This window comes from Pseudomonas sp. H1_F01 (assembly GCF_054681425.1).
In genome coordinates, this window is record NZ_CP162823.1 from 6,274,805 (window position 1) to 6,293,894 (window position 19,090).

Sequence of the window (19,090 nt, forward strand, 5' to 3'; positions counted from 1 at the left end):
CATGCAAACTCGTGACGATATTTTCCACACCCTGCGCGATGCTCTGGTCGAGCTTTTCGAGCTGGACCCTGAGCGTGTGACGCTGGAATCGAACCTGTACCAGGACCTGGAAATCGACAGCATCGACGCGGTCGACCTGATCGACCACATCAAGCGCCAGACCGGCAAGAAAATCGCCGCCGAAGAATTCAAGTCGGTGCGCACCGTCAATGACGTGGTCGAGGCAGTTTATCGACTGGTTCAACCGGCCGCATGACCCGGCTGATTGGCCTCGGCTTGCTGCTGGCGGGCCTGCTCTACCCCTTTGCGGTGTATTTCGGCATGGAGCACTTCGCCCCGTGGCAGTTCGGGCTGCTGCTGGGTAGCCTGTGGCTGGCCCGGGCGTTGCTTGGCAAGGGTGGGGCCGGCAGCCGCTGGATGGCGGCCACGGCAATCGTGTTTTGTATATTGCTCGCGCTGTTCGACAGCCCGCTCCTGCTGCGCTGGTACCCGGTGCTGATCAGCGCGTTCATGTTCGGGCTGTTCGTGCTGAGCCTGAAATACGGCCCGCCGATGATCGAACGCCTGGCCCGCCTGCGCGAACCGCAGCTGCCGGCCAAGGCGGTGGTGTATACGCGCCAGGTCACGGTGGCCTGGAGTGTGTTTTTCCTATGTAACGGTTTGCTCGCCGCCGCCCTGACCCTCTGGGCGCCGCTGAGCTGGTGGATGTTGTACACCGGCCTGATTTCCTACGGATTGATGGGGCTGCTGTTTGCCATTGAATGGCTCATACGACAACGGGTAAGAGGCCGCCCATGAATTGGATAACACTTGAGCAGATGCTGCTCAAGGCTCAGCCGGAACGCGCCGTTGCGGTCGATCCGGCGCTGAATCACTCGCAACTGCGGGACGCGGCGTTGCGCCTGGCGGCTGGCCTGCAAGCTCGGGGCGTGCGGCATGTGGCGGTGCACCTGGAAGATGCCGCCGACCTCGCCGTCGCCCTGCTCGGTGCCTGGCGCGCCGGGGTCCGAGTCCTGCTTCCGGCCGACCTGCAAGCGCAGACACGCCAGCGCTGGGCGGCGGACGTGGACCTGTGGCTGACCGACCAGCCCGGCGATACACATCCCGGCAACTTGCAACAGGCGCCGATGGACGCCGCCGAACTGGACCTCGATCACTGCTGGCTGAGCCTGTGCACCTCCGGCTCCAGCGGCGAGCCCAAGCGCATCGAGAAAACCCTGCGCCAGTTAAGCAACGAGGTCCAGGCCCTGGAACACCTGTGGGGCGCCGACCTGGGCCCGGCCTGCATGATCGGCAGCGTTGCTACCCAGCACATCTACGGGTTGCTGTTCCGGGTGCTGTGGCCGCTGTGCGCCGGGCGTGCGTTCGTGCGTCGGCAATTGGCCTTCCCGGAAGACCTGCAACGCGCCAGCCGCGAGCAACCGACCTTCGCCTGGGTCGCCAGCCCGGCACTGCTCAAGCGCATGGGCGACAACCTCGATTGGCCGGCCTTGAGCTGCGTGCGCCGGGTGTTCTCCTCTGGCGGCGCCTTGCCCCCCGAGGCAGCGCAAAGCTTGCAGCAGCGCCTGGGGCAATGGCCGACGGAAATTTTCGGCAGTTCGGAAACCGGCGGCATCGCCTGGCGCCAGGGCAGCGGATTGTGGCAACCCTTTGCCGACGTCGAACTGAGCCAGGACAGCGACGGCGCCTTGCTGATCGCGTCGCCCTATCTGCCGGCCGGGCATGTGGAACACACCGCCGACGCGGCACGAATCGCCGAAGATGGGCGCTTTGAGTTGCTCGGGCGACTGGACCGTATCGTCAAGCTCGAAGAAAAACGCATCTCCCTGCCGATGCTCGAACAAGCGCTGGTGGCCCACGACTGGGTCAGCGAAGCGCGGCTGGGGGTGGTGCAGGAGAACCGCGCCTCCCTCGGCGCACTGCTGGTGCTGAGCGACGCCGGCCTGCGAGCCTTGCGCAACCAGGGCCGGCGCGCCGTTACCGAAGGCCTGCGCCGGCACCTGAGCGAACATTGCGAAACCCTCGCCCTGCCACGGCGCTGGCGCTGGTTGCGGCAGTTGCCGCTCAACGCCCAGGGCAAGCTGCCCCAGGCCGAAGTCGAGGCGCTGCTGATGGCGCCACGGCCCAAGGCTCCCGAAGTGTTGGAACACGTCGAAACCGACGGTGAGTGGAGCCTGCAACTGGTCGTGCCGCCAGACCTGGCGTACTTCAGCGGCCACTTCCCCACCGCGCCGGTACTGCCGGGCGTGGTGCAGGTCGATTGGGCCTTGAGCCTGGGCCGTCAATTGCTGGACCTGCCGCCCCGGTTCGTCGGCATGGAAGTGCTGAAATTCCAGCAACTGGTGCGCCCCGGCGATGAAATCCAACTGCACCTGCGCTTCGACCGCGAGCGCGGCAAGCTGTACTTCGCCTACCGCAATGACACGGCGGCCTGCTCCAGCGGGCGGATTGTGCTGGGGGAAAGGGATGAGCATGCATAACCCCTGCGCCGTCATACCGGTCTACAACCATGAAACCGCCATCTCGGCGGTGGTCCAAGCGTTGCTCGCCAACGGCCTGCCCTGCGTGCTGGTGGATGACGCCAGCAGCCCGGCGTGTGCCGCCGTGCTCGATCGGCTGGCCGAGGGCGAGCGGGTTCATCTGGTCAGGCTGGCGGTCAACCAGGGCAAGGGCGGCGCGGTAATGACCGGCCTGCGCGAGGCTTCGCGCCTGGGTTTCAGCCACGCCTTGCAGGTGGACGCCGACGGGCAGCACGATCTAGGCGACGTGAAAGTCTTCATCGAACAATCCCGTGCCCACCCGGACGCGGTGATCTGTGGTTATCCGCGCTACGACGCCAGCGTGCCGAAAGGTCGCCTGTACGCGCGCTACCTGACCCACGTGATGGTCTGGATCAACAGCCTGTCCTTGCAAATCCGCGACTCCATGTGCGGCTTTCGGGTCTATCCGCTGGCACCGACCCTGGCGCTGATCGACTCGGCCAATATCGGCAAGCGCATGGATTTCGATTCGGACATCCTCGTGCGCCTGGCCTGGCGCAATCAGCCGATGCACTGGCTGCACACGCGGGTCCACTACCCCCAGGACGGGGTCTCGCACTTTCGCCTGTTCCACGACAACGTGCTGATTTCCAGCATGCACACCCGGTTGTTCTTCGGCATGCTCGTGCGCTTTCCCCTGATTCTCTGGCGACGGTGGCGGGCATGAGCCTTCAGCAAGACAAGCAACATTGGGCCGACCGCCAGGAGCGCGGCAGTTTCTGGCTGATGAAACTCACCGCAGTCGCCGCCAAGGTGCTCGGCCGGCGCTTGCTGACCCCGGTGCTGTACGGCATCGTCCTGTACTTCTTCATTTTCGGCCGCAGCGCGCGCCAGGCGGCCTGGCAATATCAGCAGCGCCTGGCCGACTGGAGCGCACGTCCCGAGCTGCGCCCGACCCGCTGGCGGGTGTTCGGGCAGTTCATGGCCTTTGCCGACTCCCTGCTGGACAAGCTCGACGTCTGGAACGGCAAGCTGAGCATCGACCAGATCGAAATCGTCGATAAGGCGCTGCTGCGCAATCACTTGCGAGACACCCGCGGGCAAATGCTGGTGGGCGCGCACCTGGGCAACCTGGAAATGTGCCGGGCCCTGGCCGAGCTAGGCGAGAAAGTGACCATGAACGTGCTGGTGCACACCAAGCACGCCGAGCAGTTCAACCGTTTGCTGGGCGAAGCCGGTGCCACGCATCTGCGGCTGATCCAGGTCAGCGAGCTGGACCCGGTGATCATGTTGCAGTTGAGCGAACGCCTGGAGCGCGGCGAGTGGCTGGCAATTGCCGGCGACCGCGTACCGCTGCACGGCGGGCGCAGCGTGACCGTGGACTTCATGGGCCACCCGGCCGCCTTTCCCCAGGGCCCCTGGCTACTGGCCGGCCTGCTGAAATGCCCGGTCAACCTGCTGATGTGCCTCAAGCACGAGGGGCGCTATCGCGTCACCCTCGAACCTTTCGCCGATGCCGTGGTGTGGAAACGCAACGACCGCGAGCAAGTGATCGCCCACTGGGCTGGCCGCTATGCCGAGCGTCTGGCGCAATACTGCCTCCAGGCCCCCCAACAGTGGTTCAACTTTTACCCTTTCTGGAAGACCGATGACGATGCCCACTCTTGAGCCGGTAACCTTCGGCGAACGCCCCTTGCGCATCGAAGATGTGCTGGCCCTGGCCAACCGTCAGGCACCGACGCAGTTGCAGGATGACCCGGCGTTCCGCCAGCGCATCGCCAAGGGTGCGCAATTCCTCGATTCCTTGCTGGACAAGGAAGGCGTTATCTACGGCGTGACCACCGGTTACGGCGACTCCTGCGTGGTGGCCGTGCCGTTGCACCACGTCGAGGCCCTGCCGCGTCACCTGTACACGTTCCACGGCTGCGGCCTGGGCAAGCTGCTCGACGCCCAGGCCACCCGTGCGGTGCTGGCGGCGCGTCTGCAGTCGCTGTGCCACGGCGTGTCGGGGGTGCGGGTGGAACTGCTGGAACGCCTGCAGGCCTTTCTCGAACACGACATCCTGCCGCTGATTCCGGAAGAAGGCTCGGTGGGCGCCAGCGGTGACCTGACGCCGCTGTCCTACGTTGCCGCAACGCTGTCGGGCGAGCGGGAAGTGATGTTCCGTGGCGAACGGCGCCTGGCCGCCGATGTGCACCGCGAACTGGACTGGACCCCGCTGGTGCTGCGGCCCAAGGAGGCCCTGGCGCTGATGAACGGCACCGCCGTGATGACCGGCCTGGCCTGCCTGGCCTTCGCCCGCGCCGACTACCTGCTGCAACTGGCGACGCGCATCACCGCGCTGAACGTCGTCGCCCTGCAAGGCAACCCGGAACACTTCGACGAACGCCTGTTCGCCGCCAAGCCGCACCCGGGGCAGATGCAAGTCGCCGCGTGGCTGCGCAAGGACCTGGCGATCGACGCTCCAACCGCGCCGCTGCATCGCCTGCAGGACCGCTATTCCCTGCGCTGCGCGCCCCATGTGCTTGGGGTATTGGCCGACAGCCTGGGCTGGCTGCGCGCGTTCATCGAAACCGAACTCAACAGTGCCAACGACAACCCGATCATCGACGCCGAAGCCGAGCGCGTGCTGCACGGCGGGCATTTCTACGGCGGGCATATCGCCTTCGCCATGGACAGCCTGAAGAACCTGGTGGCCAACGTCGCCGACTTGCTGGACCGCCAGCTCGCGCTGCTGGTGGACGAGCGCTACAACCATGGCCTGCCAAGCAACCTGTCCGGCGCCAGCGCCGACCGGGCGATGCTCAACCATGGCTTCAAGGCCGTGCAGATCGGCACCAGTGCCTGGACCGCCGAAGCCCTGAAAAACACCATGCCGGCCAGCGTGTTCTCGCGTTCCACCGAGTGCCACAACCAGGACAAGGTGAGCATGGGCACCATCGCCGCCCGCGACGCCATCCGCGTACTGGAGCTGACCGAACAAGTCGCCGCCGCCACCTTGCTGGCCGCCAACCAGGGCGTGTGGCTGCGCAGCCGTGCCGAAGACGCCCGCCCACTGCCACCGGCCCTGGCCGCCATGCACGAGCAACTGGCCGAGGATTTCCCGCCAGTGATCGAGGACCGCGCCCTGGAAGGTGAACTGCGCCTGTGCCTGCAACGCATCGCCAACCAACACTGGAGGCTGCATGCGTAACCAAGGTGTCTTGCACGTCGACACGCAGGTCGTGGTGCCATTTTTCGATGTCGATTCGATGAACGTGGTCTGGCACGGCCACTACGTCAAATACCTGGAAGTGGCCCGCTGCGCCTTGCTCGACCTGATCGGCCACAACTACAACGACATGCTCGAATCCGGCCACGCATGGCCGATCATCGACCTGCAACTGCGCTACGTGCGCAGCGCCATGTTCGGCCAGGCCCTGACCGTGCGCGCCAGCCTGGTGGAGTGGGAAAACCGGCTGAAGATCAATTACCTGATCAGCGACGCAACCACCGGCGACCGCTTGACCCGTGCCAGTTCGGTGCAAGTGGCCGTGGACCTCGCCAGTCGCGAAATGCTGCTGGCCTCGCCCCGGGTCTTTGTCGAAGCCGTGGAAAGGAAACTGCCATGAAGCGCCTGTCAGCCTGGCTGTTGCTGTGCTGCCTGGCACCCGTGGCCCAGGCGTTCGACTTGCAACAGTTGAGCGACCAACTGGCCCGCCCGGAAGTGATCCACGGGCAGTTCATCCAGGAAAAACACCTGCGCGCCCTGCCCCAGCCCCTCACCAGCAAGGGACGCTTCGTGCTGGCGAAAAACCACGGGCTGCTGTGGCTGCTGCAAACCCCGCTGCAACAGGACTACCGCATCACCGCCCAGGGCATCGCCCGGCGAGACGGTAACGCCTGGCAGATGCTGCCGAACAAGAGCGCCGGCGCCGAGCAGAACCGCTTGTTCCTGGCGGTATTGCAAGGAGACAGCACAGGCCTGCAACGGGATTTCGAACTGAGCCTGTCGGGCGAGCCGCAACAATGGAAGCTCACCCTGACCCCGCGGTCGGTGCTGCTCAAACAGGTTTTCAACCAGATCAACATCGACGGCGGCGAACTGGTGCAGCGCATCGAACTGCTGGAAACCCAAGGCGACAGTACCGTGCTGCGCATGCAGGACAGCAACAGCGCACAACCCTTGAGCGAAGCGGAGCAACATGATTTTGCCGAGTGAACGGATGCTGCCCCGGCTGTTTCTGATCCTGCTGCTGGCAGTGCTCGCGCTCGCCGGTTGGCAATGGCGTAACGGCGCGCCGCTGTCGGCCAATCTCATGGAGCTGGTGCCGGGCACGTCGCCCGATGCCCTGGAGCTCATCGCCGAACAACGCATGCAGGAGCCGCTCAACCGCGAAGTGCTGGTGCTGGTCGGTCACACCGATCGCCAGCAAGCCATCGCCCTGGCGCAAACCCTCGGCGAGCAATGGCAGGCCAGCGGTCTGTTCGACAAGGTGCAATGGACGTTGCAGGCCGACTTGCCGGCGCTGCGCGCGCAATTGCTCAACGGGAGGCTGGCGATGCTCTCGGCGGCGGACCGGGAGCAATTGATCGAGCAGCCCCAGGCATTCATCCAACAACGGGTGCAGGCTCTGTTCGATCCGTTCAGCGGCTTCAGCCTGGTGCCGAACCAGGACGACTGGCTGGGCCTGACCGGGCGCATCCAGAACAGCCAGCCACAGCGCGGCGCGATAAAGTTCGACATCGGCAGCGGTGCGTTGGTCGCCGATGCCGACGGTAAAAGCTGGGTGATGCTGCGGGCCCGCGCCCAGGGCAACGCCTTCGACATGAACCTGCCGCTGCAAGTGGCCGAGCTGCTGCAACGCAGCCGCGACCAGGCGAACCAGGCCCAAGGTCAACTGCTGGCGGCCAGCGGCCTGCTGTACGCCGCCAGCGGCCAGCAACAGGCGTCCCGGGAAATCACCTGGGTCGGCGGTGGCGCGACCGTCGGCATCTTGCTGCTGCTGTTGCTGGCCTTCCGGCGCCTGCGCGTATGGCTGGCGTTCGTGCCGGTGCTGGTGGGCGTGCTGTTTGGCGCGGTGGCCTGCGTGGCCTTGTTTGGCCGCATGCATGTCATGACCCTGGTCCTGGGTTCCAGCCTGATTGGCGTAGCCGTGGACTACCCGCTGCACTACCTGTCCAAGAGCTGGAGCCTGAAGCCCTGGCGCAGCTGGCCGGCCTTGCGCCTGACCCTGCCGGGGCTGAGCCTGAGCCTTGTGACCACCTGCATCGGCTACCTGGCCCTGGCCTGGACGCCGTTCCCGGCCCTGACCCAGATCGCGATTTTTTCCGCCGCCGGGCTGGTGGGCGCCTACCTGAGCGCCGTCTGCCTGCTGCCGGCGCTGCTCAAGGGCGCAGAGTTGCGCCCCGCCCAATGGCCGCTCCAGGTCTGCCAATACCTGCTCAAGGCCCGCGAAGCCCTGCTGAAACGGGTACGCACGCCGGTCCTGCTGATGTTGTTGCTGACGTTCTGCGCGGGTGGGCTCTGGCACCTGACCACGAAAAACGACATCCGCCAGTGGATCGGCACGCCCCAGCACCTTACCGACGAAGCCCGCGACATCGCGCGCATCACCGGTTTCCAGCCCACCAGTCAGTTCTTCCTGATCCGCGCCGACGATCAATCCCAACTGCTGGAGCGCCAGACCGCCCTCAACGAGCGGCTGGATCAGTTGATCGGCCTGGAAAAGCTCCAGGGCTACCTGTCGCTGAACCAACTGGTCAGTCCGCCCGCCGAACAGCAGAAAGTGCGTGAGGCCCTGGCCCGCTTGCCAGCCTTCTGGCAACCGCTGCTGGACCTGGGCGTCCCGGTCGCTGCGCTGCAAGCAGAGCTGGAGCAATTACAGGCCCTGCCAGTGACCGACATTGACGCCGCGCTGGTCGGTCCGTTGGCCGAGCCGTATCGCACACTCTGGCTCGGACCAACAGCGCAAGGCGTTGCGGCGGTGGTCAGCTTGCAAGGTTTGAACGATGCGACGCTGCTGCGGGTACAGGCGGTGGATCTGCCAGGCGTACAACTGGTGGATCGCCTGGGCGACCTGAACCGAGTCTTCGCCGCCACGCAGGTCAGCGCCGCCGAGTTGAAACTGGCCTCCTGCGTGCTGATTGTGCTGGTGCTGATCTGGCCGTTTGGTGTCGGCGGCGCCTTGCGCATCGTGGCATTGCCGTTGCTGGCCGCACTGTGCAGCCTGGCGAGCCTCGGCTGGCTGGGACAGCCACTGACCTTGTTCAGCCTGTTCGGCCTGTTGCTGGTGACGGCCATCGGCGTCGACTACGCGATCCTGATGCGCGAGCAGATCGGCGGTGCCGCCGTGAGCCTGCTGGGCACGTTCCTGGCGGCGGTCACCACCTGGCTGTCGTTCGGCCTGCTGGCGCTGTCCAGCACACCGGCGGTGAGCAACTTCGGCCTGGCGGTGAGCCTGGGGCTGGCCTTCAGCTTCATGTTGGCGCCGTGGGCGGGACATCAAGCCCACGCGGCGACGGTCGCGGAGCCCGCCCAATGATGACCCTGCTGTTCTGGCTCATGGCCCTGGGGCTGTTCGCAGTCGCCACACGCCTGGGCGCTCGCTTCGGGTTGATCCCAATTGTCAGCCAGTTGTTGCTGGCGACCTTCGGCCTGCCGCTGCTGATGTATTTCTGGATCGAACCGGGCTGGCAACTCAGCGGCGTACAACTGGTATCGCCGGTGTGGCTGAAGAACCTCTACAGCCTCGCGTTCGCGCTGTTGCTGGGGCACATCCTCAGCGACGTGATCGACCTGCGCCTGGACCGCCAGAGCGTGAAAATCGCCCTGCCAAGCTTCGTCGTTCCATTCGCCTGCGGTCTGGCGACAGCGTTCTGGCTGCTGCCGCCCCAGCCCTGGATCAGCTCCCTGGCGGTGGGACTGCTGTTTGCGATCACGGCGATCCCGGTGCTGTACCTGTACCTGCGTCACATCGACTACCCACCCGCCGCCACCCGGCGACTGGTGCAAACGGCGATCCTGATCGACCTGGCCTGCTGGAGCCTGTTCGGCCTGGCCCAGGGCAGCCTCCACCTGGGCAGCCTGCTGTTGCCGTTGGCCGGCGCCTGTGTGCCGTTGCTGTTGCGCCTGGTTGGCCTGCGCCAGCCATTGTTGTACAGCGGTGTGTTCTTTGCCCTGCTGGTGGTGGCCGAGCACTACCGGCTCAATGCACTGATCGTCGGCATTGGTTATCTGCTGTGCATGGCCGCGCTCAAAGTGCCCTTGAGGCTGCCGCTCAATATCGCCTGGATGCAGGGCTTGCAGACATACCTGGCGATCCCGCTGATCCTCACGTTCGGCATTGTGCAGATCGACGTGCACAGCGCCATGAGCAGCCTCGACTGGGTGCAATTGACGGCGTTGCTGCTGTTGCCCATTGCCAGCAAACTGCTGGGCAACTGGCTGGGCCTGGGTTGGGCCGCCGCGTCATTCGCCGGCGCCAGTCGCTGGCGCGAAAGTGTCCTGCTGAACATTCGCGGCTTGAGTGAAATCGTCTTCCTCAATCTGCTCTTGCAACAACAGCTCATCAGCCCCGCGTTGTACTTCACGCTGATGCTGATGGGACTGATCGCCACATTGCTGCCGGCCGTGACCGGTTTCCACCGTATTCCCTCGATTGCCGTCCCGGCCAGGAGCTCCAGTGCCAACAGTTGAAATGGAACGTCGACAGGTCGTCATCATCGGCGCAGGCCCTTCCGGCGCCATCGCAGCCGCGCTGCTCAAGCGCAAGGGCCACGATGTGCTGGTCATCGAGCGCCAGCATTTCCCCCGGTTCTCCATCGGTGAGAGCCTGTTGTCCCATTGCCTGGATTTCGTCGAAGAAGCCGGCATGCTCGACGCGGTGAATGCCGCCGGGTTCCAGCGCAAGAACGGCGCCGCATTTGCCTGGGGCGAGCGCTACAGCGCCTTCGATTTCGGCGATACCTTCAGCAATGGCAAACCCACGACCTTCCAGGTACAACGCGCCGACTTCGACAAGTTGCTGGCCGACCAGGCCGCCCTGCAAGGCGTGGAGATCCGCTACGGCCAAGCGATCACCAGCGCCGACTTCAGCCTCGCCAAGCCACGACTGGGCGTGCAGCGCGAAGATGGCAGCGAGTACTGCGTCGAGGCCGACTTCGTGCTCGATGCCAGCGGCTATGGCCGTGTTCTGCCGCGCCTGCTGGACCTTGAAGCACCGTCGAATTTCCCGGTGCGCCAGGCGGTGTTCACGCACATCGAGGATCGCATCGACGCCCCGGCGTTCGATCGAGAAAAGATCCTGATCACCACCCACCCGAGCAAACGCGACGTGTGGTTCTGGACCATTCCGTTCAGCGGCGGGCGCTGCTCGGTGGGCGTGGTCGCGGCGGCGGAACATTTCGCCGGCCGCACCGACGACCTCGATGCCTGCCTGCGCAGTTTCATCGATGAAACCCCAAGCCTGGCCGGCGTGCTGCAGAACGCCGTGTGGGATACCCCGGCGCGGACCATCGGCGGCTACTCGGCCAACGTCAAGACCCTGCACGGCCAAGGCTTCGCCCTGCTGGGCAACGCTGCGGAATTCCTCGACCCGGTGTTTTCCTCCGGCGTGACCATTGCCATGCGCTCGGCGAGCATGGCCGCCGCTGTGCTCCACCGGCAGTTGCAAGGTGAAAGCGTGGATTGGCAAAGCGAGTTCGCCGAGCCGCTCAAGCGCGGCGTCGACACCTTCCGCTGCTATGTCGAGGGCTGGTACGCCGGCACCTTCCAGGACGTGATTTTCTACACCGAAGGTTCGGACGACATCCGCCGCATGATCAGCTCGATCCTGGCAGGCTACGCCTGGGATCAGCGCAATCCGTTTGTCAGCGAACCCAAGCGGCGCCTGCGCATGCTCTCGGAAATCTGCGCGAGCCCGGCGCCATGAGTCAGCAACCATGAGCTACCTGAGCGACAACTACGTCGAAGAGACCCGCTTCGGCTTCTGGTTCCTGCGCAGCCACACCTGGCAGCACCATGTGTTGCGCGTGGCGATCAACGACCTGCGCAGCCTGTTCAGCACCCCGCTGCCGAGCAACCCGGTGCTGCTCGACGCTGGCTGCGGTCAGGGCAAATCATTCCAGTACCTGCGCCAGGTGTTCGCGCCACAGCGCCTGATCGGCGTGGATGCCGACCCTCACAGCCTGGACCTGAGCCGGGAGGAAGCCGCACGCCAAGGCATGGCCGTGGAACTGATCGGCAGCGACTGCGCGACCTTGGCGGTGCCCGATGCCAGCGTCGACCTGTTGTTCTGCCACCAGACCTTCCATCACCTGGTGGAGCAGGAGAAAGCCCTCGCCGAGTTCTATCGCGTACTCAAGCCCGGCGGCTATTTGATGTTCGCCGAATCCACCGAAGCCTACATCGACACCTGGGTGATTCGCTGGCTGTTCCGCCATCCCATGCACGTACAGAAAAGTGCCGCGCAGTACCTGGAGATGATCCGCGAGCAAGGCTTCCAGTTCGAAGCCCGCAACATCTCCTACCCGTACCTGTGGTGGAGCCGCGCCAAGGACTTCGGCTTGCTGGAGCGTTTTGGCCTGCGCCGCGCCAAACCGTTCGGCGAGCGCGAGGAAACCCTGGTCAATGTGGTGGCTCGCAAGCCCGTCGAAGGGGCCATCGGATGAATCGTGCCCTGCTTGTCGGCTGCCTGTTGCTGCTCAGTGCCTGCGCCAGCCATGCGCCGCTGCCCGAGCGCACGCCAACCCTGGCCTTGCCGATGCAACTGCACATCGAGCGGACATTGGCCGGCCAACGCCAGGACTGGCTGCTGGTGATCCAGCGCGAAGACGCCGGCATCCGTTGGTCGATGATGGACCCGCTGGGCATTCCCGTGGCCCGCCAGCGCCTGGTCGCTGGCCAGTGGCAGGCCGACGGTCTGCTGCCGCCCAATGCCGAAGCCCGGGAGTTGTTCGCCGCGCTGTTGTTCGCCCTGACCCCCGAAGCCGAACTGCCGGGCAACTACCCGACCGCCCGGCAACAAGCGTCGCAACGGACCCTCGATTCCCGCTGGCAGGTGCGCTACACGCAGCCGCTGGATTTTGAAATGAGCCTGCCCCAAGGCCCCCGCTACCGCATCACACCGTTGACCGAGAACGCCCCATGACCGCCTATTTGAATGCCCTCGGGGTGATCTGTGCCCTGGGCCGCGACAAGCACACCGTCGCGCACAACCTGTTTGCCGGCGACTGTTCGGGCGTGCGTATCAAGGACGGCTGGGTCGCCGAACGTGCATTACCGGTTGCCGCGGTGCCGGGTGAACTCGCCCCCATCCCCCCAACCCTGTTGGCGCACCGCAGCCGCAACAATCAGCTGCTGCTGGAAGCCGGGCTGCAGATTCGCGCCGAGATCGACCAGGCCATCCAGGCCTACGGTCGCGCCCGCATCGGCATCGTGTTGGGCACCAGCACTTCGGGGATCGATGAGGCCAGCCAGGGCATTGCCCATTACCTGCGCGAGCAACACTTCCCCGACGGCTACGACTACCAGCAACAGGAACTCAGCGCGCCGGCCAACTTTCTTTCCGACTGGCTCGGCCTGAGCGGTCCGTCCTACGTGATTTCCACGGCCTGCACCTCCAGCGCCCGCGCCTTGATGAGCGCCCGGCGCCTGCTGGACCTGGGCCTGTGCGATGCCGTGCTATGTGGTGGCGTGGACAGCCTGTGCAAACTGACCCTCAACGGTTTTTCCGCACTGGAAGCGGTGTCGAACGAACGCTGCAATCCGTTTTCAGTGAACCGCAGCGGCATCAACATTGGCGAAGCAGCCGTGCTGTTCCTCATGAGCAAGACGCCAGGTGACGGGACACCGATTGCCTTGCTCGGTGACGGTGCCAGTTCCGATGCCCACCATATTTCCGCACCTGAACCCAGTGGTCGCGGCGCCCGCCAGGCCATGGAAAAAGCCCTGCGTTGCGCTGGCCTCGAGGCCAGCCAGATCGACTACCTGAACCTGCACGGCACCGCCACGCAACACAATGACGCCATGGAAAGCCAGGCGGTGGCCGGGCTGTTTCCAGCGGGCGTGCCCTGCTCGTCCACCAAGCCCATGACCGGCCATACTCTCGGCGCGGCCGGGGCACTGGAAGCGGCATTCTGCTGGTTGGCCCTGAGCGCAGAAAACACCGCCCTGGCCCTGCCGCCGCATGTCTGGGACGGCCAGGCCGATCCGGCCCTGCCGGCGCTGGACTGGGTCACCGCCGGCACCCACCTGAACCCGGTCACCCCGCGCCGCCTGATGAGCAATTCATTTGCATTCGGCGGCAACAACGTCAGCCTGATTATCGGAGACGCCCCATGATTGACTGGCCGCTCGCCGAACTGCTGCCCCATGCCGGCGACATGATCCTCATCGACCGGATCCTGTCGTTCGATGACGAACAGATCCATACCCACGCCACCGTCAAGCCCGGCGGTTTGTTCAACCGCGACGACGGCGCGCTGCCGGCCTGGGTCGGCATCGAGCTGATGGCTCAAAGCGTCGCGGCGTTTGCCGGTTGCCATGCACGCCAACGGGGTGATGCCGTGGCCCTGGGCTTTTTGCTCGGCACCCGCAAGTTCGAATGCAACGTCGAGTGTTTTCCCGCCGGCGTCGAGCTGACCATCCACGGCGTGCGCTCCCTGGAAGACGACAACGGCATGGGCGTGTTCGAATGTCACATCCACGCCCCCGGCATCCATGCCTCGGCCCGGCTCAACGTATTCCGTCCGCCCCAGGCCGCCCATTACCTTCATGAACCGTCCGCAACAGGAAACCCGTCATGACTGAATCCGTACTGGTCACCGGCTCCAGCCGTGGCATCGGCCGCGCCATCGCCCTGCGCCTGGCCCAGGCCGGGCACGACATCGTGCTGCACTGCCGCAGCGGCCGCGCCGAGGCCGAGACGGTCCAGGCGCAAATCCAGGCCCTGGGCCGCAACGCCCGGGTGCTGCAATTCGACGTGGCCGACCGGGCCGCGTGCAAGGCCATTCTCGAAGCCGATGTCGAAACCCACGGCGCCTATTACGGCGTGGTGCTCAACGCCGGCCTGACCCGCGATGGTGCCTTCCCGGCCCTGAGCGAAGACGACTGGGATGTGGTGATGCGCACCAACCTCGACGGTTTCTATAACGTGCTGCATCCGGTGATGATGCCGATGATCCGTCGTCGCGCCGCCGGGAGGATCGTCTGCATCACCTCGGTTTCCGGGCTGATCGGCAATCGCGGCCAGGTCAACTACAGCGCCTCGAAGGCCGGGTTGATCGGCGCGGCCAAGGCGTTGGCAATCGAGCTGGGCAAGCGCAAGATCACCGTCAATTGCGTCGCGCCAGGCCTGATCGACACCGCCATGCTCGATGAAAACGTACCCGTGGAAGAACTGATGAAAATGATCCCCGCCCAGCGCATGGGCACCCCGGAAGAAGTGGCGGGTGCGGTGAATTTCCTGATGTCCGCCGAAGCCGGCTACATCACCCGGCAGGTCCTGGCCGTCAACGGAGGCTTGTGCTGATGAAGCGCGTCGTCGTCACCGGCATGGCCGGTATCACCTCCATAGGCAGCGACTGGGAAACCATCGCCGCCAACTTCGCCGCCAACCGCAGCGGCATCCGGCGCATGGATGAGTGGGACCGTTTCACCGAACTTAACACCCGCCTGGCCGGGCCCATCGATGACTTCCAGGTCCCCGCCCACTGGACCCGCAAGCAACTGCGCAGCATGGGCCGGGTTTCGCGCCTGGCGGTTGCGTCGGCGGAACAGGCCCTGGCCGACGCCGGCCTGCTGGGCGACGAGTCGATCAAGGACGGGCGCATGGGCGTGTCCTGCGGTTCGTCCACCGGCAGCACCGACGAGATCAAGGCCTTTGGCAACATGCTGCTCAACAGCGTGGCCGAAGGGTTGAACGCCAACTCCTACGTGCGAATGATGCCCCACACCACGGCGGCCAACATCAGCATCTTCTTCGGCTTGACCGGGCGCCTGATCCCCACCTCCAGCGCCTGCACCAGCGGCAGCCATGGCATCGGCTATGCCTACGAGGCCATCAAATTCGGGCGCCTGCCGTTGATGCTTGCCGGTGGCGCCGAAGAGCTGTGCCCGACCGAAGCGATGGTGTTCGATGCGCTCTACGCCACCAGCCTGAAAAACGAAGCACCGCAAACCAGCCCGCGCCCCTACGACAAGGACCGCGACGGCCTGGTGATCGGTGAAGGCGCCGGCATGCTCGTGCTTGAAGAACTGGAACATGCGTTGGCACGCGGCGCGCGGATCCATGCCGAGATCGTCGGCTTTGGCAGCAACGCCGACGGCCAGCACGCCACCCGCCCCGAACTGCTCACCATGCGCCGGGCCATGGAACTGGCCCTGGAAGATGCCGGCCTCGAACCCTCGGCCATCGGCTACGTCAACGGCCACGGCACCGCCACCGAACAAGGTGACATCGCCGAAACCCTGGCCACCAGCAGCCTGTTTGGCGAACACATGCCCATCAGCTCGCAGAAGAGTTTCCTCGGTCACACCCTGGGCGCCTGCGGCGCGCTGGAGTCCTGGTTCAGCATCGAAATGATGAACCGCGACCTCTACGTGCACACCTTCAACCTCGATGAGGTTGATCCCCAATGCGGCAAGCTCGATTACCTGCGTAACGAGTTCAGGTCGATGAGCAACGAATACGTGATGAACAACAACTTCGCCTTTGGTGGGGTCAACACCTCGCTGATTTTCCGCCGCTGGCACTGAATCGGATTCAAAACCCTGTTACCCCTCGTCAAGGAGACCATGATGTCGTTGAAGAAAATCGCCGTGACCGCCGCCCTGTTGCTCAGCACCCTGCCAAGCCTCAGCCAGGCCCGTGATACCGCGCTGTTCCTGCCGTTCGACAAAGTCGTCGCCGAAGCCATCCGCACCGGCAAGATCGACGGCAGCGTGAAGTTCTACCTGGCCGGCAACAAACCGGCCGGCAACGTCACCGTGGTCAGCCCAGGGGCGGTGACCAACAAGAAAACCAACGCCTTCAACAAATCCGATGAAGTAGCCTGCGAATGGGTCCTGCAATCGGCCCTGATCAGCCTGCACCAAGCCGCCAAGAACGCCGGCGCCAATGCCGTCACCAACATCGTCAGCTTCTACAAGAGCAACGAACGCAAGGACCCCACCACCTACGAATGCCACGCCGGCGCGATCATGGCGGGTGTTGCGTTGAAAGGGGATTTGGCGAAGGTGCAATAAAAAAGCACCTTTTGAAGTCCCCGCTGGGGTATAGGAACTGTGTAGGAGCTGTCGAGTGCAACGAGGCTGCGATCTTTCCCCAGACACTTGAGTCCCAAGCGAAAGATCAAAAGATCGTCCGAACGCGGCCCGAGCCTTCGGCAGCTCCCACAGGGACGTCAAGCCAGTTGAGCGACTCGGCTGGCTTGCGGTGCGGGGTCTGCATTTTTGTAGGTGACCCAGAATACCGAGGGGATCAGTCGTGCTTTGCAGGGGCAGGTACGTGGCTATCCAGGGTGCCGGCCATATGCCTGCCATGGCTGACCATGTGCCCGATACCGCCCCTGATCTGATAGGTGTTCCCGTCCTTTCCACAAGAGACGCGGTCACCTTCGCGGGCATGCTGCAGGCCAAACATGTTCACCTTGCCATCGCCATCCAGCACTTTCCCACCGCACGTGGTCTTGTCACCCTGGCCGATGAAGTAACCCCTGTTCATTGGATGTTCTCCTTCATCGCATTCGAGTGCAGGTGATGAACATCCGCCAGCCTGAGAGCAGGCAAAAAATCCTCTGCCATCGGCACACCTTCACGCACGATGATCAGGAAACGTCTCTGAAGTGTATTGATGATCTCGTCGCCATTGCTCAGGCGGCTGCCGACCAGTGCGATGTTGCTGTTGGCTTCCCCGGCGGCGGTTATGATCCGTGCCGTGGTGCCATCGGCATACACAACCTGATCGCCTTTCTGCGCGGCTCGTACTTTCCAGCCATTATCCAGGGTGAACGTCAACGACGATGACACTTGCTGGATCGTTCCGCCGTTACGCGTCTGGCTGCCCTCGGTGGCCACTCGGTAAATAGCGATGGGAGGATGAGCCTGGACGTGCGCCTTTTGTCGATTAATCCATGCCACGACTTCTTTGCTGTAACCGTCGAGTTGCCGTTGCTCCAAGTACAAGTCGTCCAAATGGCGGAGGTATTCAGCAGAGACTTCGTTGGTGTATGGGGACAGCAAGAGTTCATTCATTACTAAGGCTCCTGTTCAAGGGACGTTATCCGTTGGCCTTTGGACTGAACGCTAAGCCGGACGAATTTCGGAGCAATGAATAAGACGTTGCAGCGCTAGCAAGTCGCAATCCCGGCAGCACGGCATTAGGAGCGAACAGGAAATTTCGGAAAAGAAAATGCGCACTTTCCTACAGCCAAGAGGAATCTGACAGTCCAATCCTGTTTTTGCCGTTTGTCGGAACTGTCATCTTCGACAGTATCGGTGGGGTTCCGGATCCCATCAGGCTTTAACCACTTGAAAAATTGCCTTTCCATTTTCAGATGTTTAAACCCGGTTTCAAAAATGGATAAAAAATTGATGAATACGATCGCCTGGTCAGGCGTCACAGCCGTGTCTTCTCAACGCCACGCCACATCGCCCTCCTTGGAACAAGGCGGCATTGTTGTGGACGGTGTGCTATTTACCCGCGCCCATGCGCAGGTGAATGGCATTCGCCTTCACTATCTTATGAGCGGTAATGGCGAACACCCGGTTTTGCTGGTGCATGGGTTTCCGGGAAGTTGGCGCAGCTGGGAGACGTTGATGGGGCCATTGGTGCGTGCTGGTTTTACCCCGATCGTTCCTGATTATCGCGGTGCTGGCGAAACTGATATTTCAACAGGTGGCTATGACAAAAAAAGCATGGCGCATGACCTACACCAACTGGTATCCCTCCTGAACATCAAGCAGGTCGATATTATTGGTCACGACATGGGTTTAATCATTGCCTATGCCTACGGCGCGCTTTACTCCGATGAAACCAAACATATCATCTTGATGGATGGATTCATTCCTGGCATCCCTGGATGGGAAACCGCTTACAACGGAAATATTGAAGCGGGCGTGGCAAGTAAATGGCACTTTCGCTTTTTTGGTAAAACGGCCCTGTCCATGATCCAGAGGCAGGAGAAAACCTACCTGGACATGTTTTTTGATAATTTTGTCTTCGCGGGCAACGGTACGGTACGTGAAGAGGTGCGCCAGGCGCTGGTGGAGGACTACTCCCGACCTGGGCGCATGGAGGCGGCATTCAAGCTTTATTCGGCCTGGGTAGAGCATGATGTGAATGACAACCTGGCTTTTGCCCAGAATAAGTTGACGGTTCCGCTGCTCACCATCGGCGGCGACAATTCGAGAGGTAAAACCTTGGCCGAGCAGGCCTTGCACATTGCTACGCAACCGCACTCATTAATACTGGTCAATACCGGACATTGGGTATTGGAAGAACAACCGCAGGCTACCCGCGACGCTATCCTGACCTTTCTTGCACAATAAACAATCAGTCAAATTCGCTTTGTCACAGGCGCTCGTACAGCACCTTCCTTTGTATGTGCGGTATCTATCTACCACCCTA

21 protein-coding genes are annotated in these 19,090 nt (G+C 63.4%); 19 read left to right on the forward strand and 2 right to left on the reverse strand.

The genetic code is table 11. The features are described 5' to 3' along the window. The first annotated feature begins 1 nt into the window (after position 1). From AB4O09_RS28235 to AB4O09_RS28320, 18 genes are read left to right on the forward strand one after another with little or no spacing between them, the layout of a single operon-like run. Positions 2–256, forward strand: coding sequence for an acyl carrier protein (locus AB4O09_RS28235; protein ID WP_003197040.1), 255 nt, complete (start codon positions 2–4; stop codon positions 254–256). After that, the gene (locus AB4O09_RS28240; protein ID WP_003197038.1) at positions 253–798 is read left to right on the forward strand and encodes a COG4648 family protein; all 546 of its coding nucleotides are present in this window, start codon (positions 253–255) and stop codon (positions 796–798) included. The genes AB4O09_RS28235 and AB4O09_RS28240 overlap by 4 nt, the downstream gene beginning before the upstream one ends. Beyond that, complete coding sequence (locus AB4O09_RS28245) at positions 795–2,480, forward strand: AMP-binding protein (protein ID WP_013692102.1); 1,686 nt, start codon at positions 795–797, stop codon at positions 2,478–2,480. The genes AB4O09_RS28240 and AB4O09_RS28245 overlap by 4 nt, the downstream gene beginning before the upstream one ends. After that, positions 2,473–3,207, forward strand: coding sequence for a glycosyltransferase family 2 protein (locus AB4O09_RS28250; RefSeq protein ID WP_013692101.1), 735 nt, complete (start codon positions 2,473–2,475; stop codon positions 3,205–3,207). Before AB4O09_RS28245 ends, AB4O09_RS28250 begins: the two co-directional genes overlap by 8 nt. Then, the gene (locus AB4O09_RS28255) at positions 3,204–4,148 is read left to right on the forward strand and encodes an LpxL/LpxP family acyltransferase (RefSeq protein ID WP_003197033.1); all 945 of its coding nucleotides are present in this window, start codon (positions 3,204–3,206) and stop codon (positions 4,146–4,148) included. Before AB4O09_RS28250 ends, AB4O09_RS28255 begins: the two co-directional genes overlap by 4 nt. Then, positions 4,129–5,673: an HAL/PAL/TAL family ammonia-lyase gene (locus tag AB4O09_RS28260; RefSeq protein WP_003197031.1), complete on the forward strand. Its 1,545-nt coding sequence runs from the start codon at positions 4,129–4,131 to the stop codon at positions 5,671–5,673. Before AB4O09_RS28255 ends, AB4O09_RS28260 begins: the two co-directional genes overlap by 20 nt. Next, positions 5,666–6,091, forward strand: a complete 426-nt coding sequence (locus AB4O09_RS28265; RefSeq protein WP_003197029.1) for an acyl-CoA thioesterase — start codon at positions 5,666–5,668, stop codon at positions 6,089–6,091. Before AB4O09_RS28260 ends, AB4O09_RS28265 begins: the two co-directional genes overlap by 8 nt. Next, positions 6,088–6,681, forward strand: coding sequence for an outer membrane lipoprotein carrier protein LolA (locus AB4O09_RS28270; protein ID WP_003197028.1), 594 nt, complete (start codon positions 6,088–6,090; stop codon positions 6,679–6,681). The genes AB4O09_RS28265 and AB4O09_RS28270 overlap by 4 nt, the downstream gene beginning before the upstream one ends. Further along, a complete protein-coding gene (locus tag AB4O09_RS28275; protein ID WP_038859601.1) occupies positions 6,665–9,004 on the forward strand; it encodes an MMPL family transporter in 2,340 nt (779 codons plus the stop codon). Before AB4O09_RS28270 ends, AB4O09_RS28275 begins: the two co-directional genes overlap by 17 nt. Next, positions 9,001–10,158 (forward strand): sodium:proton antiporter, encoded by a 1,158-nt coding sequence (locus tag AB4O09_RS28280; RefSeq protein WP_212795472.1) that lies wholly within the window; start codon positions 9,001–9,003, stop codon positions 10,156–10,158. Before AB4O09_RS28275 ends, AB4O09_RS28280 begins: the two co-directional genes overlap by 4 nt. After that, entirely contained in the window at positions 10,145–11,392 is a 1,248-nt protein-coding gene (locus AB4O09_RS28285) for an NAD(P)/FAD-dependent oxidoreductase (protein WP_003197022.1), read from the forward strand. Before AB4O09_RS28280 ends, AB4O09_RS28285 begins: the two co-directional genes overlap by 14 nt. 10 nt (positions 11,393–11,402) lie before the next feature. Next, a complete protein-coding gene (locus AB4O09_RS28290; protein WP_069971217.1) occupies positions 11,403–12,131 on the forward strand; it encodes a class I SAM-dependent methyltransferase in 729 nt (242 codons plus the stop codon). Then, positions 12,128–12,610: a DUF3261 domain-containing protein gene (locus tag AB4O09_RS28295; RefSeq protein WP_069971218.1), complete on the forward strand. Its 483-nt coding sequence runs from the start codon at positions 12,128–12,130 to the stop codon at positions 12,608–12,610. Before AB4O09_RS28290 ends, AB4O09_RS28295 begins: the two co-directional genes overlap by 4 nt. Beyond that, positions 12,607–13,803: a beta-ketoacyl-[acyl-carrier-protein] synthase family protein gene (locus AB4O09_RS28300; protein ID WP_003197015.1), complete on the forward strand. Its 1,197-nt coding sequence runs from the start codon at positions 12,607–12,609 to the stop codon at positions 13,801–13,803. The genes AB4O09_RS28295 and AB4O09_RS28300 overlap by 4 nt, the downstream gene beginning before the upstream one ends. Beyond that, positions 13,800–14,267, forward strand: a complete 468-nt coding sequence (locus AB4O09_RS28305; protein WP_027911936.1) for an ApeP family dehydratase — start codon at positions 13,800–13,802, stop codon at positions 14,265–14,267. Before AB4O09_RS28300 ends, AB4O09_RS28305 begins: the two co-directional genes overlap by 4 nt. Then, positions 14,264–14,992: a 3-oxoacyl-ACP reductase FabG gene (gene fabG / locus AB4O09_RS28310; protein WP_003197011.1), complete on the forward strand. Its 729-nt coding sequence runs from the start codon at positions 14,264–14,266 to the stop codon at positions 14,990–14,992. Before AB4O09_RS28305 ends, fabG begins: the two co-directional genes overlap by 4 nt. Then, positions 14,992–16,218, forward strand: coding sequence for a beta-ketoacyl-ACP synthase (locus AB4O09_RS28315; protein ID WP_003197009.1), 1,227 nt, complete (start codon positions 14,992–14,994; stop codon positions 16,216–16,218). The genes fabG and AB4O09_RS28315 overlap by 1 nt, the downstream gene beginning before the upstream one ends. A 42-nt stretch (positions 16,219–16,260) precedes the next feature. Beyond that, positions 16,261–16,707 carry a hypothetical protein gene (locus AB4O09_RS28320; protein WP_003197008.1) on the forward strand — a complete coding sequence of 149 codons (447 nt, stop codon included), beginning with the start codon at positions 16,261–16,263 and terminating at the stop codon, positions 16,705–16,707. 235 nt (positions 16,708–16,942) lie between these two features. Here AB4O09_RS28320 and AB4O09_RS28325 read toward each other — a convergent pair whose 3' ends face one another. Both AB4O09_RS28325 and AB4O09_RS28330 read right to left on the reverse strand, forming a co-directional pair. Beyond that, entirely contained in the window at positions 16,943–17,185 is a 243-nt protein-coding gene (locus AB4O09_RS28325) for a PAAR domain-containing protein (RefSeq protein ID WP_308460552.1), read from the reverse strand. Further along, the gene (locus AB4O09_RS28330; RefSeq protein WP_003197002.1) at positions 17,182–17,715 is read right to left on the reverse strand and encodes a PAAR domain-containing protein; all 534 of its coding nucleotides are present in this window, start codon (positions 17,713–17,715) and stop codon (positions 17,182–17,184) included. Before AB4O09_RS28330 ends, AB4O09_RS28325 begins: the two co-directional genes overlap by 4 nt. 324 nt (positions 17,716–18,039) lie before the next feature. Here AB4O09_RS28330 and AB4O09_RS28335 point away from each other — a divergent pair, with 324 nt between their 5' ends. Further along, entirely contained in the window at positions 18,040–19,011 is a 972-nt protein-coding gene (locus AB4O09_RS28335) for an alpha/beta fold hydrolase (protein WP_235395366.1), read from the forward strand. Positions 19,012–19,090: the final 79 nt, after the last annotated feature.

Bases quoted from the DNA above. Each gene is read 5' to 3' on its own strand.
- AB4O09_RS28320 (WP_003197008.1), top strand. From the start codon at position 16,261: ATGTCGTTGAAGAAAATCGCCGTGACCGCCGCCCTGTTGCTCAGCACC.
- AB4O09_RS28295 (WP_069971218.1), top strand. From the start codon at position 12,128: ATGAATCGTGCCCTGCTTGTCGGCTGCCTGTTGCTGCTCAGTGCCTGC.
- AB4O09_RS28290 (WP_069971217.1), top strand. From the start codon at position 11,403: ATGAGCTACCTGAGCGACAACTACGTCGAAGAGACCCGCTTCGGCTTC.
- AB4O09_RS28275 (WP_038859601.1), top strand. From the start codon at position 6,665: ATGATTTTGCCGAGTGAACGGATGCTGCCCCGGCTGTTTCTGATCCTG.
- AB4O09_RS28315 (WP_003197009.1), top strand. From the start codon at position 14,992: ATGAAGCGCGTCGTCGTCACCGGCATGGCCGGTATCACCTCCATAGGC.
- AB4O09_RS28265 (WP_003197029.1), top strand. From the start codon at position 5,666: ATGCGTAACCAAGGTGTCTTGCACGTCGACACGCAGGTCGTGGTGCCA.
- AB4O09_RS28240 (WP_003197038.1), top strand. From the start codon at position 253: ATGACCCGGCTGATTGGCCTCGGCTTGCTGCTGGCGGGCCTGCTCTAC.
- AB4O09_RS28255 (WP_003197033.1), top strand. From the start codon at position 3,204: ATGAGCCTTCAGCAAGACAAGCAACATTGGGCCGACCGCCAGGAGCGC.
- AB4O09_RS28335 (WP_235395366.1), top strand. From the start codon at position 18,040: ATGGATAAAAAATTGATGAATACGATCGCCTGGTCAGGCGTCACAGCC.
- AB4O09_RS28280 (WP_212795472.1), top strand. From the start codon at position 9,001: ATGATGACCCTGCTGTTCTGGCTCATGGCCCTGGGGCTGTTCGCAGTC.
- AB4O09_RS28305 (WP_027911936.1), top strand. From the start codon at position 13,800: ATGATTGACTGGCCGCTCGCCGAACTGCTGCCCCATGCCGGCGACATG.
- AB4O09_RS28325 (WP_308460552.1), bottom strand. From the start codon at position 17,185: ATGAACAGGGGTTACTTCATCGGCCAGGGTGACAAGACCACGTGCGGT.
- AB4O09_RS28250 (WP_013692101.1), top strand. From the start codon at position 2,473: ATGCATAACCCCTGCGCCGTCATACCGGTCTACAACCATGAAACCGCC.
- AB4O09_RS28245 (WP_013692102.1), top strand. From the start codon at position 795: ATGAATTGGATAACACTTGAGCAGATGCTGCTCAAGGCTCAGCCGGAA.
- fabG (WP_003197011.1), top strand. From the start codon at position 14,264: ATGACTGAATCCGTACTGGTCACCGGCTCCAGCCGTGGCATCGGCCGC.
- AB4O09_RS28270 (WP_003197028.1), top strand. From the start codon at position 6,088: ATGAAGCGCCTGTCAGCCTGGCTGTTGCTGTGCTGCCTGGCACCCGTG.
- AB4O09_RS28330 (WP_003197002.1), bottom strand. From the start codon at position 17,715: ATGAATGAACTCTTGCTGTCCCCATACACCAACGAAGTCTCTGCTGAA.
- AB4O09_RS28300 (WP_003197015.1), top strand. From the start codon at position 12,607: ATGACCGCCTATTTGAATGCCCTCGGGGTGATCTGTGCCCTGGGCCGC.
- AB4O09_RS28235 (WP_003197040.1), top strand. From the start codon at position 2: ATGCAAACTCGTGACGATATTTTCCACACCCTGCGCGATGCTCTGGTC.
- AB4O09_RS28260 (WP_003197031.1), top strand. From the start codon at position 4,129: ATGACGATGCCCACTCTTGAGCCGGTAACCTTCGGCGAACGCCCCTTG.